The organism is Streptomyces sp. NPDC052079, from assembly GCF_040680275.1.
GTDB lineage: Bacteria > Actinomycetota > Actinomycetes > Streptomycetales > Streptomycetaceae > Streptomyces.
In genome coordinates, this window is the sequence record NZ_JBFAWL010000037.1 from 1 (window position 1) to 15563 (window position 15563).

The window sequence follows — 15563 nt, forward strand, 5'->3', positions numbered from 1 at the left end:
CCGCGAGATGCCGGGCATTGCGCCAGGCCAGGCGGTGGTCGGACCTCTCATCAGCGTCTCCAACGGCGCCTCTCGGGCCCGGTGACACCACCCCCAGGTCATGCCTTCGACAGGGGGGAACAGTCATGCCGGGCCCGGAGGCCAGCGGCCCTCTTGCAGGACCGCGGAAAACATAACGGGGGAGGGCAGTCGCGGGCCGGGCAGGAGCCTGCCGCTCTCGATGGGCCGCCGCAGCCCTGCCACCAACTGCCGGCTTCGGCCGCGCCGCTGTTCCTAAACGAGTTCCAAAAGTCACTGCGCGGTCCAACCCCCGTCCACGGCCAGTGCCTGGCCTGTCACATACGAGGTGCTGTCAGAAGACAGCCACAACACGGCAGAAGCGACCTCCTCAGGCCGCGCCAGCCGGCCCAGGGGGATATTGCGGAGGTAGAACTCGTCAGCCGACGGCCCGCGGTCCCTGCGTGCCTGCTCCAGCATCGGCGTCAGCACGGGGCCCGGGCACACGGCGTTGACCCGGATGCCGGCAGGCCCGTAGTCGATCGCCGCGGTCCTGGTGGTCGGCGTCGGGTGCGCCGTACTCCTCGGCGAGCGCGTTGGCGCGCTTCCCGAGGGTTCGGATCTCTTCCCGGGCCTTCTCGCCGCGGGACATGACCAGCTGCATGCGCTGCTCACAGATCTCCGTGTACGCGCCCAGGCCGGACACCGTCTCCAGCGCGAGGGAGGCCACTCGCTCCGAGCAGCGGGCCGACTCACGGAACAAGGCTGCCGCATCGGCCCGGCCGGCCACGTCCAGGAAGTCGGCGTACAGCGGCCGTGTCGCACCCGGTGCCGTGTACTCCACCTCCAGGCACTCATCTGTCGCAGCAGTGCCGGGGGCAGCGGTCCACGGCGGGCAGGCGGACCAGGCTGGTGTCGTTCGTGGTGCCGTCGACGGGCTCGTGCAGGCGGGGCGAGGGACAGATCGGCTGGGTGGTGTGGGTCTTTCTTGTCGCTCCACGGCGCGGCCGATGAGTTTGCGGCTCCTGGCCGGTCCAAGCTCGTGGTACCTAGGAAAGGACACCGCTATGTCGGAGCTTCTCGTCGACTTCATCACCACCCTCGACGGTTGTGCATCGGGACAGGGATGGCCCGGGTTCTGGGGCCTGGAGGGCCCGGAGTACCTCGCATGGCTCGGCGAGCAGCCCGAGGCCACCTACCTGATGGGAGCGAACACCTATCGCCTGATGTCGGGCTTCGCCGCGGGCGAGGTCCCGGAGGGCCAGGACGAGTTCAGGCCCGAAGAGGAGGCGTCCGTCGACGAACTCACGCAGGCGTCCAAGGTGGTGTTCTCCTCCTCACTGAAGGAACCGCTGACGTGGGCCAACTCCACGCTCGTCCGCGATGACGCCGTGGAGACGGTCCGCGCCATGAAGTCCAGCGGCTCCGGACTCCTCAGCACGATCGGCAGCCTCAGCCTGTCCCGGTCCCTGCTACAAGCCGGACTCGTCGACCGCTTCCGCGTCGTGATGTTCCCCGTGATCACCGGCGCCACGGGCGATGAACGGATCTACGACGGCTACCCGGACGTCGCCCTCGAGATGACCGAGCACCGCACCTTCGACGACCGCATCCAGCTCGTCGAGTACAAGCCCCGCGTGCTCGAACACCCGCCGCTCGGCGCGCCTGCGTGACGTCGGCCCATCCGCCGCTCCGGACGGCCCCGCCAGGTCGGCGCGGAGCAAGAGGGGTTGCCCTAGGTGTTCTGTCCACGGAGGTTGGTGACAGCGATCACTGACGTGTGATCTTGAAATGGGTGAGGGCCCTCTGGCTCGGTGTGGATTGCGAGATCTGCACCGGCGACCAGAAAGGCCCTCGTGCCCCACCGTAATGCACCCCTGACTGAGACTGGACGACTGCGCCTGGCCCGCTGCGTCGTCGACGACAACTGGCCCCTGCGGCGGGCCGCGGAACGCTTCCAGGTCTCCGTGACCACCGCCAAGCGATGGGCCGACCGCTACCGGCAGCACGGCGAGGCGGGCATGGCCGACCGCTCCAGCCGCCCGCATGCCTGCCCACGGCGGACCCCGACACGTACCGAGCGGCGGATCATCAAGGTCCGCGCGTGCTGCGCCGTTGGGGACCCGCACGGATCGCGGGTCTGCTCCGTCTGGTGCCCTCCACCGTGCACCGGGTGCTGACCCGATACGGCTTGGCCCGCCTGGCGCACCTGGACCGGGCCACCGGCCGCGTCATACGCCGCTACGAACGCGACAGGCCCGGCGAGCTGGTGCATGTCGACATCAAGAAGCTCGGCAACATCCCCGACGGCGGGGGCCACAAGGTCCTGGGCCGCCAGGCAGGCCGCAAGACGCGTTCCGGTGCCGGCTACAGCTATGTGCACACCGCCGTCGACGACCACTCCCGCCTGGCTTACAGCGAGATCCTCACCGACGAGAAGAAGGAGACCGCCGTCGCCTTCCGGGGGCGGGCGCAGGCGTTCTTCGCCTCCTGCGGTATCACCGTGGAGCGCGTCTTGACCGACAACGGCTCCTGCTACAAGTCCCGTCTGTGGCGCGGTGCCCTGGCCGCAGCCGGCAGGACGACGAAGGTGGCGAGCACGAGAGCCGTACCGCCGTAGCCCCGGGCACAGGAATGCCCGGAAGCCCTACTCGGACGACTCGGTCCAGCAGCGCAGTAGTTGACCCCGTACCCGTCGCCCCCGGCCGGGGACGACAAACCAACGCCACCTCGTACGTCACCCGTTGCGGGAGTACCACGCCAGGCAGCGGCGCCACACCGCAAGGCCGGACAGTACGGCCAGCAGGGCGACCAGCGGTGACAGATGGACCAGTACGGGTGAGACGGGCACCGTGTCGGCGTGACCGGTCAGCCATGCAGCCGGGTAGTAGCCGGCGAACGCGATCGGGATGCCGAACGTGAAGGCGCCCTGCAGGACCGCCGGAAACACGCTCAGCGGGTAGTTGCCGAAGTTGCCCGCAGTGTTGTCGAGCCAGAAGAACAGGGACTCACTGCCCCGGAACCGCAGCACCAGACCCGCGATGTGCAGGTTGAGCCCCAGCTCGATCACCGTGGCAGCGGCGACCGCGACCGCCAGGAAGCACAGCGCGGCCGGCGACCAGGTGACGTCCAGCAGGGACAGGCACACGGTCAGCGATGCTCCGGCCACCACCAGGTCCCCCAGGGCGTTGATCGGCGCCTCGTACGTGAATACCTGGAGCAGCACCGGTGCCGGACGCGTGCGGAAGGCCTCGAAGCGGCCCTCCCGCAACAGGTGCGGGATCAGCCCGAGATTGCCGAAGAACAGCATGTACAGTCCGTGTCCGAGCATCCGGATACTGCTGATCAGCAGGATTTCCCCGAGGCCCCAGCCGCCGAGCGAGGGGAACCGGCTGAAGACGACCGTCGCGAAGAGGAGAACCGTGATCTGGTAGGTCACACCGTTGGCGACGGCCATCGCGAAGTCCGCCCGGTTGGCGAGCTGGCTGCGTAGACCGGCCCGCATGATCACGGCGGCCAGCCGCAGCCTGCCCACCCGGCGGGCGGGCGCGGCGGTGCCGAGAGTCGTCGTCATCCGCGTCACCCTCCCAGCACGAGCAGTCGGCGGGCCGCGCGCTGCCACATCACGCGGCTCAGCAGGGCCAGTACGACGCACCACAGGGCCTGCTCGGCGACGTACGGCCAGCACTCCGCCGCGGGGATACGCCCCGTGTACAGCGAGACCGGTACGTTGATGGTCGCCGCGAACGGCAGGTGGACGGCGACGGCGCGCAGCCAGTCCGGGAAGAACCACAGTGGGATCAGTCCGCCCGACAGCAGCAGTTGGGCGAAGGCCGCCAGCCGGTTGACACCGAAGGAGGTGATGGTCCAGAAGCTGGTCAGGTCTACCAGCAGGCCGATCTGGTAGAAGACGATCTGACCGAGTCCGTAGGCCAGCACGGTGACCGCCGCGGCGGCCGGGGACGGCGGCAGCGCGACCAGCCCGCAGGCCACGCCCACCGCCAGGCCGACCAGCAGCCAGGCCGTGGCGTACAGGCTCTCGCCCAGGCCGCGCCAGGCGCAGTAGCGGCGGGCGGAGAGCGGGCGGACGAACCAGAACACCACCGATCCGTCACGGATCTTGCTCTGCGCGGTCTCCTGCGAGGCCCCCTCCATGATGACCCGGCCGGTCCCCATGAGCGTGGCGAGCACCGAGTAGGTGATGGCCTGGGACATGTCGAGGCCGACGACCGTCTCGCCGCTCTCGCCGTACAGCGCGCGCCACAGCAGCACGTACAGGAAGACCTGTGTGACGATCACGAAGGCCGTCGCGGCGATTCGCGGCCGGTAGGCCCACTCGGTGCGCGGCACCAGAGTCATGAGGCGGTGTGCGCGGGGGAACGACCACGACGCCAGGTCGGGCCGGTCGGCCGGCTGCGGGGCGGGGGCGGAGCGGTCGGTGAGGCTCATGTGGCCACCCCCGCAGCCCCGGTCGCCGGCTCAGGGCGCGCGCGCCGGTGCAGGGCGCGCAGGACGTCCTCGGCCGTCGCCCCCTCGTAGCGCACCGAGCGGACCGGGTGCGCGGCGAGCAGTTCGGCGGTGACCTCCGCCCGGGACGCCCCGGGGATCGGCCTTACCCGCACGGTCGCCCCCTTGACGGACACGACCGTGGCCCGGACCAGGTTCAGCGGCGGCGGTGGCGTCTCGAACTCGACGAGGAACGACTGCTCGGCGTCGGCGGCGACGGCCAGCCGGTCACGCTGCCCGTCGTGCACGACCCGTCCGCGGTCGATGACGACGATACGGCGGCACAGTGCCTCGACCTCCGCCATATCATGGGTCGTCAGCACCACTGAGTGGTCGCCGGTGGCGGCGAGCCGTGACAGCAGCTCCCGCACCTGGTCCTTGACCATGACGTCCAGGCCGATGGTGGGTTCGTCGAGGAAGAGGACCCGCGGCCGGTGCAGCAGGGCGGCGGCCAGATCGCACCGCACTCGCTGGCCCAGTGAGAGGAACCGTACCGGGGTGTCCCAGAATTCGGAGAGGGTGAGTACGTCGTCGAGTTCGGTCAGTGTCTCCCGCCAGACTTCGTCGGGCAGCCCGTAGACGTCGCGGAGGATGGAGAAGGAGTCCCGTGCGGGCAGGTCCCACCACAACTGTGTGCGCTGCCCAAAGGTGACGCCCATGTTCCGGGCGTTGCGCTCCCGGTCTGTGTAGGGGTCGAGCCCGCAGACCCGGACCGTGCCGGTGTCCGGCAGCAGCAGGCCCGTCATCAGTTTGATCAGGGTGGACTTGCCGGCCCCGTTCTGTCCAAGCAGCCCGACGAACTCGCCCCGCGAGATGCGGAGGTGGACGTCGTCCAGTGCGACCGCGCGTTCCGTCGGCCGGTGGAAGGGGCGGCGGATGCTCCAGGCGCCGGCGGCGCCCCAGGTGCGGAACGTCTTGGTGACGCCGGTGACCTCGATCACCGGCTCGGCACCGCTCATGAAGTGCTCCCGGACGGCGCCGGGTCGGTGCCTCCGGCCGTGACGTCCTGGGCGCCCCGCAGCACCGCGGCCTCCACCAGCGGGTGCAGCAGCTCGCCCACGGCCGCCAGCCAGCGCACCGGGACGACCCGGCGCAGCGCGCCCGGCACGAGTGTGGCCAGAGCCGTGCGGGCGGCGGGCCGTGTGGGGTCGGGGAATCTTCCGTCGGGCGCGCCGAGGTCCCGGGTGACCACACCGAGCGTGTAGGCGGTGGTCCACACCTCGGCGAGCAGGACGTCACTGACCCGGTCGTGCACGAACGCGCGGTGCGGGAGGGTCTCCAGCGCCTGCCGCAGCGCTCCCACGATCTGCTCCCGCCCGATGCCCCGCTCCGCCAGGGCCTCCTCCGCCGGCACCCGGCGCCAGCCGTCGGCGGCGGCGGGGTCGTGCAGGTAGACCACGGCGAGCTGCTCCCACCAGCAGAAGTACGACACGGCGGTCATCGCCGGGAGGACGGAGCCGCCCGGGTCGGCGGCTGCGGACAGACAGGCGGCGCTGCGCGGGCCCATGACCTCGTTGCCCACGAGACTGGGCGGATTGGCGTGGTCGACCGGTCCGGCCACGGGGACGAGTTTGTCCACCCCCCGCAGGTGGTCGAGCAGGGTGACGTCGTCGGTCGCCTCGGGCGTGGCCTTCGCGGCCGCGTACTCCTCGAAGCTGAGAGCAAGTGGTGCGGGCAGCACCAGGGCCACCGACGGCAGGTAGTCGTCCACCACGGGCGCCCACGCGTGGCCGAGCAGCGCGGCGGCGCGGACGGCGTTCGCGGTGCGCGAGCCCCACTCCGTGAACAGGCTCAGGGACGCCTCCGGCCGCGCCGCGGCCAGCGCGGCGACCGTGCTCGCGAACCCCGGGAGCGGCAACGCGTCGTCCTGGACGACCAGGTGGTGCGTGGCGCCCGGTGCCACCGCCTGCCAGGCGCGGCGGGCGGTGCGCAGCGCCGACGGCGGCCCCTCGGGCTCCGGGTCGGTCACGATCCGCGCAGCCAGCGCGGGATGGGCCTCGCTCAACGCCCGTGCCGCCGCCATGCGTTGCGGGTGAGCCATGATCACGGCGGACAGGAGCGGGTCTGAGGGGTGCGGTGTCATTCCCAGGTCTTTCTCGTGGGCGGCGGGGTCGGAGGCTGGAGTCGGAGTCGGGGTGGTGGGGCGAGGGGGGCGGCGACGGGAGGAGTGCCTGTGCGGGCGGGCGCTGCCCGGGGGGCTTCCGGGCCGCGCCCGCCCTCGGCTCACCGCTCGGTCTTGCCGAGGGCGGGCGGCACGCCGCGCATGGCCCGGTACAGGTGTCTGAGCGGGCCTGCCCAGTGCAGCAGCGGCTGGAGCAGGAAGGCCGGTACCAGTGCGAGGGCGGACGGCCACGTGGGCGCCTCGGTCCGTGCGGCGGCCCCGCGATGGACGGCCAGCCACTGACGCGCCTTCGTCACGCACCACGTGGCGTGCAGCACCGTGTACGCGCACGCCGTCGAGGCCCACACCAGCAGCGCACCGCCCGAGCCGTCGACGACGAGGGCCGCGATCGCGGCCAGCACCACGGCGGGACCGCCGAACCACCATGCCGTGTCGAGGCCCTCCTTGACGAGCACGACGGTGTTGCGCGGCCGGAAGGCGCGCAACACCGGATCGGTCAGCAGCCGCCGACACCCGGCGAGCGAGCCATGGGCCACGAGCGCGTACGCCTTCCCGAGCGCCTCGGGCCGGGGGTAACGGTCGACCAGGTTGAACACGGGCAGGACGTCCATGACGGCACCGGCGGTGGACAGCTTGTAGCCGACGAGCAGATCGTCGACCGGTTCCTCGTACATGCCGATGGACACCAGGGTGTCGTGGCGGACGAACAGCCCGGCGCCGACCCCGTACACCACCGGCTCCGCGAGGGCCGTGAGTCCCGCGGGCAGCTGCGCGGACCGGATGCGGCGCCGGGCCAGGATGCGGTACGCCTCCACGCCCGTCCGGCGGCGCAGATCGGCCAGGGCGTGGGCGCGCATCAGTACGTCCGTGCCGCCGCGTCGTGCCGCGTGCGGTCGGCGCAGCTGGAGCGGGAGTTGCTGGACCAGGTCGGGCGCGGGTCCGTCGCCCCGGGACGCGGTGGCCGCCAGCTGCTCCAGGCTTCTCAGGTCCGGCTGCGAGTCGGCGTCGTACAGCCCCACGTAGGTGTAGGCCGGGTCGGCGTCCGGCGGGAGCACGTCCGGCAGTTGTTCGACGGCGTGCACGAGCTGACTGCTCTTGGCGCCCTCGTCCGTGTAGTGCAAGTGGTGCAGGCCGACCCCGGGGTGGTCGGCCGCGATCGCTGGCAGCAGGGCGGCGGCAACCTCACGCGTGGTGGGGACGGCGTCGATCTCGGCGCGCAGGGTGCCGGCCGGGTCGCTGGAGACGCGGGTGCGCCGCATGGTCTCCGCGGCTCGGCCGGACGGCACGAGCCCGGCGAGCCGGGCGGCCGCGTCCTCGGCGCCGCCGCTGACCAGATCGTCCGCCAGAGCGGGCGCCCGTGCCGCCGCGGCGTCCCGCTCCCGCTCCTCCCGCTGCGTGGTCACCACGACGACATGCAGCAGACCCAGCGGGTACGACAGCCCGGCCGCCGCCCGCACCACCTCGGCCAGCAACTCCTGTTCGCGAAGGGCCGGCACCAGCAGGACGACGTGCGGCGCCGCGTCGGCGATAGGCACGGCGTGCCGCCGCCGGTCGAGGACGCGGGCGACGAACGCCGCTCGCACGCTGAGCAGGACCCCCCACGACAGGACGCCCCACAGCACGACGAGTGCGACCGTGGTCATGACGGCTCCGCCTGTCCGGGCGGGCCGTCCGGACAGGCGGACAGGTGCCGGTGCCCTCCCTCGGAGCGGGCCGCCTCACGGAGCGCCCGCACCGGCGGATACAGACCGGCGGCCCAGGTCACCACCTCGGCGGGCGTCAGGCTCTCCGGGTCGCCGACCGGGATGCCCGTCAGCAGTGCGGACAGCCGGGTGCCCAGGCCGAGCGGCACCGAGAACACGGCCTCGCCGGGCCCGTCGACCGCGGTGAGCCTCACCCGCAGATCGCCTTCCCTGACGGTCGGCACCACACGGACGAGGTCCAGCTCCGCGGACCGGGCCAGCACGTCGCCGCCCGGCAGAGCGGGCACGTGAGGTGCGCCGGGCGAGGAATGCCGTCGCCCCACGGTCATCTCGATGATCGTGTCGAAGAACCGGTTGGGGAACCGGCGGTACTGGCCGCGCAGCAGATGCCGCCGCCGTGGCAGCGCCGGATCGGCGTGCCGGGCCACCCGGTCGACGCGCGGGGCGGTGTCGTTGTCCGGCACCCTCACCCGCAGCTCCAGCGAGGTGTCCAGGGAGAAGGAGTAGTCGTCGCCGTCGCGGTGCACGCTGCGCGCGTCCTTGCCGACCTTGACCACGATCGTGTCGCGGAAGACCTGCACCTCGTCGTTGTACCGGCGGTCCCCGTACTTGTACTCAACGGAGCGCAGTGTCCCGTCGGCGTGGAAGTTGGCGAGGACCACGGGCCGGTCGGCGTCCCGGGGTTCGGGGCCGAAGACGGAGAAGTGGGCGGCGCCGACCAGCGACAGCTTCTGCTGGTTGCGGTCGAGGACCTCCAGCGCGTACCGCCGGGGATCGGTCACCCCGAACAGCTCGTTGGCGAAGGGGCTGTCCAGGTCGGGCGCGTAGACGTACAGGCCCTGGTGCGCCCCGTCGCCGTCCCACGGGCGTGCGGTCAGCTCCTCGTCGAGGCCCGCCCGGTCCTGGAAGGTGTGGAAGGAGTACGTGTGCGGATGGCCGTCCGGGTCGCGGCGCTGCGGAGGATGGACCACGAGGTGCCTTAGGCAGACGCTGCTGCGCCGCAACTCCCGCAGCTCGCCCGGCGGACCGGGAGCCGCGGTGTCCCCGGCGGGACGCCGTGACCGCGACGGTGAGGGCGCGCGGACCGCGGCGGCGAGGGCGGTGCCGAAGCCGTCGAAGTGGGCCCGGGTCAGGTGGGGCATGGCGTAGAAGTGGTAAAAGAGCCGCTCCTCGTCCGTGCCGTCCGGCGCAGTCCACGACAGCATGTTGCCCACCAGGCGGTAGCGCTCGGTGAGTTCGGCGGGCAGGCGGCCGCTCTCGTGCGAGAAGCCGGCGACGACTAGGGTGTTGCCGGGTGAGGGCAGCACCACCGCGTCGGGATCGGCGGCACGTATCGCGTCGGCCAGTCGGTCGCGTACGGCTAGACAGTGGCGGAACACCTGCCGGTAGCCGTCCGCCGCCACCCCGAAGACCAGCGACCACAGTGCGGCGGCCATCGCGCCGGAGCGTGACCCGGTGATCGTCTCGTCGAGGAAGCCGGACATCGGGGCGGGCACCGCGCCATGGCCCATCAGGCCCTTGCGGCACAGGAAAACCCCGCAGCTGTAGGGCATGAGGCCGGACTTGTGCGGGTCGAGCACGATCGAGTGCACGTGCGGGTTGCGGAAGTCGAAGGGCACTTCCGGGGCGGTGAAGGGCAGGATCATGCCGCCGTGCGCCGCGTCCACGTGGTGGAAGAGCCTCAGGTTGCCGCCGTCCGCGACCCGTCGTGCGAGCACGTCGGCGATCTCGTCCACCGGGTCGACCAGGCCGGTGTTGTAGTAGCCGGCGGTGGACACCACGATCACCCCGGTGCGGTCGCCCGCCAAGCTCTGTGCCGCGAGATCGTCCAGCGCGGCCTCCACCGCCGCGGCCTCCAGCCGCCAGGACGGGCCCGCGGGGCAGAGCCGCAGCTCGAGGCCGAGTATTTCCGCAGCCTTCGCCACGGAGTGGTGGGTGAGCGTCGACGCGAGGACGACGACCCGTCCGGCGTCCGCGGCACGCAGCGCGTTGCGGCCGACGCGCAGCCCGGCGAGGGTGCCCTCGTTGGCGCCGCTGGTGACGTACCCGTCGGCGGCGTCGGCGTGCAGGAGCCCGGCGAGCGCGAGGACCGCCTCCCGCTCCAGGCGTCGGGTGCCGCGGACGCCGTCGCCGAAGCGGGTGTGCAGGCCGACGTTGTTGGGGTTGCGTGCGGCGAAGCGGCCGAAGGTCTCCAGGGCCAGGTCGTGCGGTGCTGTCATGGCGAAGCCGAGCCGCACCGGGTCGTCCGGGGCGTGCCAGCCGGGCACCTCCGCGAGCCGGGCGTCGAGCAGCGCGTCCAACTCCCGCTTGGACAAGGGGTTCTGCGGGAAGGGATCGGCCTCGGTCGAACCGTCGTCCAGGTCGGCCATGTCAGTCCCCCTCCCGCCGCAGCACGCAGCGAAGAACGGCGCGCGGTCCGACGTCCAGGTCACGGACGTAGGTGTGCACCTCGCCCCGGGCGGCCAGTCCGGCCGCGGTGAACGCCGCGAGCACCTCGTCGACAGACAGCAGCACCATGGGGACGTTGTCGGGCAGCAGGTACTGGCCGTCCTCCGTGCCCGCGCGCAGCACGGGATCCAGGGTCTCGGAGGTGAAGGTGTTCAGGGCCAGCAGCCCGCCGGGACGCAGCACCCGGCCCAGTTCGGTGACCGTCGCCGCGCACTGGGCCCGGTCCACCGCATTGTGCAGGAGGCCGTAGCACACCGCGAGGGCGAACGTCCCGTCCTCCGCGGGGATCTCGTGCGCGGGGCCCTGCCGGACCGAGACACGGCCGGACGGATACGCGGCCGTCCTGGCCCGGGTCGCCTCCACCATCCCCGCGTGCAGGTCGACGGCGAGGACGTCGAAGCCCCGTTCCAGCAGGGCCAGGGTGTTACGGCCGCCGCCGCACCCAACGTCGAGGGCGGGGCCGTCGACGGCTGTGCTGTCGAGCAGGTCGGTCAGATAGGGCTGTGCGTCGAGGGAGCGGAACTCCGTGACGGTGCCGGGAGAGTTCCAGTAGGCGGCGGCCCGATCGGCGGCCGTGGTCACGTCGGTCATGGGACGAGCCCCGTTTCCTCGTAGGTGCCGTTGTGCGGCCGGGCGTGTATGACGTCCATGTCCAGCTCGGCGAAGCGGTCGCCGCACCGGTCGGGGTCGTCGGTGAGGGCGAAGAAGGCCGGGCCGACGGAGGACAGGGCGAGCATGGTCGCCGCCTTGTCGTGCCACAGGGGCTCCAGTTGCCCCGCCAGTTCGACGAGGCCGGGATGCGAGAAGGAGCAGTTCTCGATACTGCCCATCCGGAACCGGTAGTCGAACACGAGGGACCCGAGCGGGCCGAGGTCGCCGCGCAGCGCGGCCGGCATGGCCTCGTGCAGCATCCGGAACGCGATCGTGGGCGCCCACCGTTCACCGGTCGCGCGGAACCGGTCGAACTGCTCCGCCTCGGCGGCCATCAGCTCGTCGGTGGGACGCTCCTTGAGAGACCGCGGCACGCCGATCACCAGCGACAGACGATCGGGCACCGGCACCGACAGCACCACCGTGCTGCGGCCCGCCACGACCTGTACGCCTCCCGGACACAGACCAGAGGCCGCCGAGCCACCGATGCACTGCACCGGCGTCAGCAGACCGGGCCGACTGCCGTGCTCCTCCCCGTGGTTGGCGGTGAGATACGGCAGCAGGCCGCCTCGGTCCACCGGACAGCCGTACAGGTGGTTGACCGCCGTGGCGACCGCCGCGATGAGGCTGCTGCTGGAGCCGAACCCGGCGTGCACGGGCAGCCGGTCGCTCTCGACACCGATCGCCAGGTCGCACTCCACACCGAGGGCCGCGCACATGATCCGGGCGGCGTGCTCGACCAGTTCCGGCCGTCGTACCTCCGGGTCCAGGAGGAGGCCGGTGCCCGGCGGGAGCCTCCGCACGTGGACGTGGTGGAACCGGGCGACGGAGAGGACGACCTCTCCGGCGTCGTAGATCAGGTTGTTGTCGGCCGCGATCGCCGCCGGTTGCAGCGCCATCGCGTTGAGCCGGGTGGGATAGCGCACGCGCACCTCGTCGGCGGGTGCCGGCACGGGACCGGACGGCGTGGCCAGGGGGTGGTGGACGGTGCCGGGGACGAAGGGCTCGAAGCCGACGGGCGCGACGGGTTCTGTCGACGGTGGCGGGGAGGTCATCGAGCTCTCCGGGGTCGTGGAAGTCACCGCTGTGCCCTTCCGGCGGCCGGCTCCTCGGAGAGCAGCCGGTGCCTTTCGAGGGTGAGGTCCGCCAGGTGGTCGAGGGAGTCGGTGGTGTAGCCGCCGCTGCCCAGGGAGCCGTCCGGACGCACGTTCATGTTGGCCTTGGCCAGTTGCAGATGGGGCAGCCGGAAGCGCAGCACCTCCCGCATCAGCGACCGCAGTTCGGCCAGATTGCGCTGCACCTCGGGACCGTGGGCGCGGTGCCGGGCGGCCTCGTCCACGAGGCGGGGCAGCAACGGCCGGTGCCGCCGGGCCCGGTCGCTCGCCGCTCGGTAGGCGGCGGGGAGATAGAGCAGGTTCTCGACCAGGTACTGCTCGTACCACTCCTCCTGGGGCTCGCCCGGCTCCGGCCTGATCAGCAGGATGTCCACGAGCAGCGGAGTCATCTGCGCCCCGCCCGGTGCGTACAGCACCTGCCCGCCGACGGTCATGGGCGGGAAGTACGGCCGCATCTCGAAGGAGAACGTCTCCGGAGTGATGGTCCGCTTCACCGACAGCAGCGACTGCGCGAAGACGGTGAACCCGCGGGTGGCCTCGGCCAGCAGATCCGCCAGCGCGGGATCGTCGACGGGAAGTGTGAGCGTCTCCAGGAGCGCGTCGACGGCGGGGCGCAGGGCGATGCCGGCCGTGCGGACCTCCCGAATGAACAGAGCCTCCTCGGGCAGTCCGGTGAAGGACCGCACGGCATCCCCGAGGGTTGCGCAGCGCGTAGGTGTAGACGCTGTCCCGGGGCACCTCCTCGGCGAGCGCGCCCAGCTTGAGCAGCGTCTCCTCCGCGCACGGAACGGTCCGGTAGTCGACCCCGTGGCGCTCCAGGGAGGCGAGGACGAAGCCGAGGTCACGCAGGGCCGCGTTGGCGGTCACGGCGTCGTGAACACGGTCAGGAACCCGGCCGGTCCACAGCCGGGCGAGTACGTCCAGGCCGGAGACGTCCCCGGCTCGGTTGAGGGCCGGCAGCCGCGAGGCATCGCGGGCGGCGTCGAATGGATCACAACCGGACACAAGTAAGTCCAGGTCACGCATGGATGAAGCGAGCAGCACGGAAATAGCAGTCTCCAAAGTGAGGGCCCGGGCGAGGGCAGCAGCGGCTGCGTCGGCTCAGACGTCGCCCCGGGGCCGAAGTTGGTCGTGCGGTGCCTACGGTCGTGTGTCGCCGGTCGCCGGGCGGTGCCCGTTCGTCAGAGGACGCCGATCAACTCGTCGAGCGTGCGTACGCGACGCGTGACGGGGCCTGGGGGCACAGCGGAGTCCGGGGCATCGGTCACCCAGACCGCGGCCAGGCCCGCCGCGCGTGCCGCGGCCAGCCCGGTGTAGGAGTCCTCGACCGCGAGGGCCTGGTGCGGGGCCGTGAGAGAGGCGCGCAGCGCCCCCAGATAGGTGTCGGGAGCGGGCTTGGTCCGCACTCCCGGGCCCGCACAGTGCACCGAGCGGAAGGCGGACCGGATGCCGAGCCGTTCCAGGTGGCTCTCCACCCAGTCGCGGCAGTTCCCCGATGCCACGGCGAGGCGGTGGCCCCGCTCCCGGCAGTGGGCCAGGAAGGGACGGACCCCGGCGCCGGCGTCGAGGAGGTCGGCTTCGGCACGGTTGAGCCGTTCGAACTCGTCCCACAATGCCTGTGTTCGGTTTCGGCCGACCGTGTCGAGCAGGTCCCGGCGCAGCATGTCCCGGTCGAGTGTGCGGTCGGGCCGCACACTGATTCCGCGGCGCAGTTCCACCGCCTTGTCCCTCAGCAGCCGATGCCAGACCGCGATGCTTGTTCCTTCCGTGTCGAGCAGTACCCCGTCGAAGTCCAGGACGATCAGCCGTCCTGTCCCACCGGAGCGTTTGATCACCGCTCCCACTGCATTCCCCCATCCCCGTGCACTCCGAAGCCGACGGCACGCACCGAGGTACGATCGCCCACTTCTTCTGTGGTCTGGACCTTTGCGCACTCTAAACGACGTCGACCGGTGCTTCAACCAGTCCTGGGTGCAGGGGAGTCGATCCAGGTCAGAGCGTGACGGCCCGCGCGTGCCCCAGACGTCGGGCCGAGGAAGCCGTACGTGGCGCGTCGTCGCGGCGGGTTCGCGGCGGCGCGATCAGCATGTCCGGACGGGGCTGAGGGCACTGCCACATGCAGCAGACAGCTGACCATCCCTGAGGGATGACCGGCCGTACGGAGACGTCCGCTCGTGGCGTCACGAGATGCGTTGTGACCGGCCACCGATCACCGGAACCCATCACCGTGGACGGGTCGACCAACCCGTTTCCGTATCCGTACCACTGGGTCGGCATCGACGGTCCGGGCGAACTCGAGCGGCGACTCGGTCGAGCCGGTACCTCGCCGTGGCTCCGGTCGCGAGCACGGCCGTTCGTGACCGAACGCTTCGGCTGCTCCTGCTTGCCTCGACTGCCGTTCCGCCGTTTCGCCGTTCCGCCGAGGTCAGCCCACCGCGTTCGCCCGCTCTGCCGCGCTCAGTTCCGAGATGGGACGGGCTGCTTCCTCCTGCTTCTGCCCTCCCACTGCCTCGGCGAAGTCACGCGCATCCGTCGGGTGGACCGGCGTGGCCGCGTCCGCATGGTGGCCCGAGGCGGCCGAGGCGACACCTGCCGTGCCCGCGGCCAGGAACATGCCGGCAGCGAGGCTGAACATCCTGCGACGGCTCCTTCGTGATCTTGCGGGGCTCCATGCTTCTCCTTCATCTCGAATCGCGGGCCGCCGCCAGTGACGGATCCCCTGATATGAGAGGTCGTTAAGACCGTGTCCTACGTGGTGAGGCTGAGAAGTCAACACGGGACCGGCGCACAGGTCACCTTCACGATGACGGTCAGGGACGGCTTTCTGCGCCTCGCCGTGCACGACGAGACACCTGGTCGGCCGGTCGTCCGCCACGCCGACGACGACGCCGAGCGCGGCCGTGGCCTGTTCCTCGTTGACTGCCTCGCCGCCGCCCACGGCGGCACCTGGGGAGTCAGCGACGACGGAACCACCACCTGGTGCTGCCTCGCCGTCCCCGGCGGCCAGTCGTGACCGTCCCC

The 15563-nt window shown here is 71.5% G+C and carries 15 protein-coding genes and 1 pseudogene; 3 read left to right on the forward strand and 13 right to left on the reverse strand.

Going from position 1 to position 15563, the window contains the following annotated elements:
* Positions 1-291: 291 nt before the first annotated feature.
* Together AB0L56_RS30235 and AB0L56_RS30240 are read right to left on the reverse strand one after the other, a co-directional pair.
* The gene (locus AB0L56_RS30235) at positions 292-504 is read right to left on the reverse strand and encodes an SDR family oxidoreductase (RefSeq protein WP_365428987.1); all 213 of its coding nucleotides are present in this window, start codon (positions 502-504) and stop codon (positions 292-294) included.
* Positions 437-841 (reverse strand): hypothetical protein, encoded by a 405-nt coding sequence (locus AB0L56_RS30240; protein ID WP_365429076.1) that lies wholly within the window; start codon positions 839-841, stop codon positions 437-439. Before AB0L56_RS30240 ends, AB0L56_RS30235 begins: the two co-directional genes overlap by 68 nt.
* A 223-nt stretch (positions 842-1064) precedes the next feature.
* Between AB0L56_RS30240 and AB0L56_RS30245 the strand changes: the two genes are divergently transcribed.
* Positions 1065-1670, forward strand: coding sequence for a dihydrofolate reductase family protein (locus AB0L56_RS30245; protein WP_365428990.1), 606 nt, complete (start codon positions 1065-1067; stop codon positions 1668-1670).
* A gap of 183 nt (positions 1671-1853) precedes the next feature.
* A pseudogene (locus AB0L56_RS30250) lies at positions 1854-2563 on the forward strand (IS481 family transposase); the annotation flags it as partial.
* Between the two features lie 171 nt (positions 2564-2734).
* Here AB0L56_RS30250 and AB0L56_RS30255 read toward each other — a convergent pair.
* The 11 genes from AB0L56_RS30255 to AB0L56_RS30305 form a co-directional block, all read right to left on the reverse strand.
* Entirely contained in the window at positions 2735-3571 is an 837-nt protein-coding gene (locus AB0L56_RS30255; RefSeq protein WP_365428993.1) for an ABC-2 family transporter protein, read from the reverse strand.
* 5 nt (positions 3572-3576) lie between these two features.
* Positions 3577-4446 (reverse strand): ABC-2 family transporter protein, encoded by an 870-nt coding sequence (locus tag AB0L56_RS30260; protein ID WP_365428996.1) that lies wholly within the window; start codon positions 4444-4446, stop codon positions 3577-3579.
* Positions 4443-5462 carry an ATP-binding cassette domain-containing protein gene (locus tag AB0L56_RS30265; RefSeq protein ID WP_365428999.1) on the reverse strand — a complete coding sequence of 340 codons (1020 nt, stop codon included), beginning with the start codon at positions 5460-5462 and terminating at the stop codon, positions 4443-4445. Before AB0L56_RS30265 ends, AB0L56_RS30260 begins: the two co-directional genes overlap by 4 nt.
* Complete coding sequence (locus AB0L56_RS30270; protein ID WP_365429002.1) at positions 5459-6544, reverse strand: hypothetical protein; 1086 nt, start codon at positions 6542-6544, stop codon at positions 5459-5461. The genes AB0L56_RS30265 and AB0L56_RS30270 overlap by 4 nt, the downstream gene beginning before the upstream one ends.
* A gap of 182 nt (positions 6545-6726) precedes the next feature.
* On the reverse strand, positions 6727-8268 hold the full coding sequence (locus tag AB0L56_RS30275; RefSeq protein WP_365429005.1) for a hypothetical protein: 1542 nt from the start codon (positions 8266-8268) through the stop codon (positions 6727-6729).
* Positions 8265-10697: a pyridoxal-dependent decarboxylase gene (locus AB0L56_RS30280; protein WP_365429008.1), complete on the reverse strand. Its 2433-nt coding sequence runs from the start codon at positions 10695-10697 to the stop codon at positions 8265-8267. Before AB0L56_RS30280 ends, AB0L56_RS30275 begins: the two co-directional genes overlap by 4 nt.
* Before the next feature lies 1 nt (position 10698).
* Positions 10699-11367, reverse strand: coding sequence for a class I SAM-dependent methyltransferase (locus AB0L56_RS30285; protein WP_365429011.1), 669 nt, complete (start codon positions 11365-11367; stop codon positions 10699-10701).
* The gene (locus AB0L56_RS30290) at positions 11364-12509 is read right to left on the reverse strand and encodes a hypothetical protein (protein ID WP_365429014.1); all 1146 of its coding nucleotides are present in this window, start codon (positions 12507-12509) and stop codon (positions 11364-11366) included. Before AB0L56_RS30290 ends, AB0L56_RS30285 begins: the two co-directional genes overlap by 4 nt.
* Positions 12506-13228 carry a monodechloroaminopyrrolnitrin synthase PrnB family protein gene (locus AB0L56_RS30295; RefSeq protein ID WP_365429017.1) on the reverse strand — a complete coding sequence of 241 codons (723 nt, stop codon included), beginning with the start codon at positions 13226-13228 and terminating at the stop codon, positions 12506-12508. The genes AB0L56_RS30290 and AB0L56_RS30295 overlap by 4 nt, the downstream gene beginning before the upstream one ends.
* Positions 13229-13723: 495 nt before the next feature.
* Positions 13724-14377: an HAD-IA family hydrolase gene (locus tag AB0L56_RS30300; protein ID WP_365429020.1), complete on the reverse strand. Its 654-nt coding sequence runs from the start codon at positions 14375-14377 to the stop codon at positions 13724-13726.
* 590 nt (positions 14378-14967) lie between these two features.
* Positions 14968-15177: a hypothetical protein gene (locus tag AB0L56_RS30305; protein ID WP_365429023.1), complete on the reverse strand. Its 210-nt coding sequence runs from the start codon at positions 15175-15177 to the stop codon at positions 14968-14970.
* A gap of 168 nt (positions 15178-15345) precedes the next feature.
* On the opposite strand from AB0L56_RS30305, the gene AB0L56_RS30310 reads away from it, so the two are divergent.
* On the forward strand, positions 15346-15555 hold the full coding sequence (locus AB0L56_RS30310) for a hypothetical protein (RefSeq protein ID WP_365429026.1): 210 nt from the start codon (positions 15346-15348) through the stop codon (positions 15553-15555).
* The last annotated feature ends 8 nt before the right edge of the window (positions 15556-15563 follow it).

Coding starts and splice junctions, on each gene's coding strand:
- AB0L56_RS30245 (WP_365428990.1), top strand. CDS start 1,065: ATGTCGGAGCTTCTCGTCGACTTCATCACCACCCTCGACGGTTGTGCA.
- AB0L56_RS30255 (WP_365428993.1), bottom strand. CDS start 3,571: ATGACGACGACTCTCGGCACCGCCGCGCCCGCCCGCCGGGTGGGCAGG.
- AB0L56_RS30260 (WP_365428996.1), bottom strand. CDS start 4,446: ATGAGCCTCACCGACCGCTCCGCCCCCGCCCCGCAGCCGGCCGACCGG.
- AB0L56_RS30265 (WP_365428999.1), bottom strand. CDS start 5,462: ATGAGCGGTGCCGAGCCGGTGATCGAGGTCACCGGCGTCACCAAGACG.
- AB0L56_RS30270 (WP_365429002.1), bottom strand. CDS start 6,544: ATGGCTCACCCGCAACGCATGGCGGCGGCACGGGCGTTGAGCGAGGCC.
- AB0L56_RS30275 (WP_365429005.1), bottom strand. CDS start 8,268: ATGACCACGGTCGCACTCGTCGTGCTGTGGGGCGTCCTGTCGTGGGGG.
- AB0L56_RS30280 (WP_365429008.1), bottom strand. CDS start 10,697: ATGGCCGACCTGGACGACGGTTCGACCGAGGCCGATCCCTTCCCGCAG.
- AB0L56_RS30285 (WP_365429011.1), bottom strand. CDS start 11,367: ATGACCGACGTGACCACGGCCGCCGATCGGGCCGCCGCCTACTGGAAC.
- AB0L56_RS30305 (WP_365429023.1), bottom strand. CDS start 15,177: ATGTTCAGCCTCGCTGCCGGCATGTTCCTGGCCGCGGGCACGGCAGGT.
- AB0L56_RS30310 (WP_365429026.1), top strand. CDS start 15,346: ATGACGGTCAGGGACGGCTTTCTGCGCCTCGCCGTGCACGACGAGACA.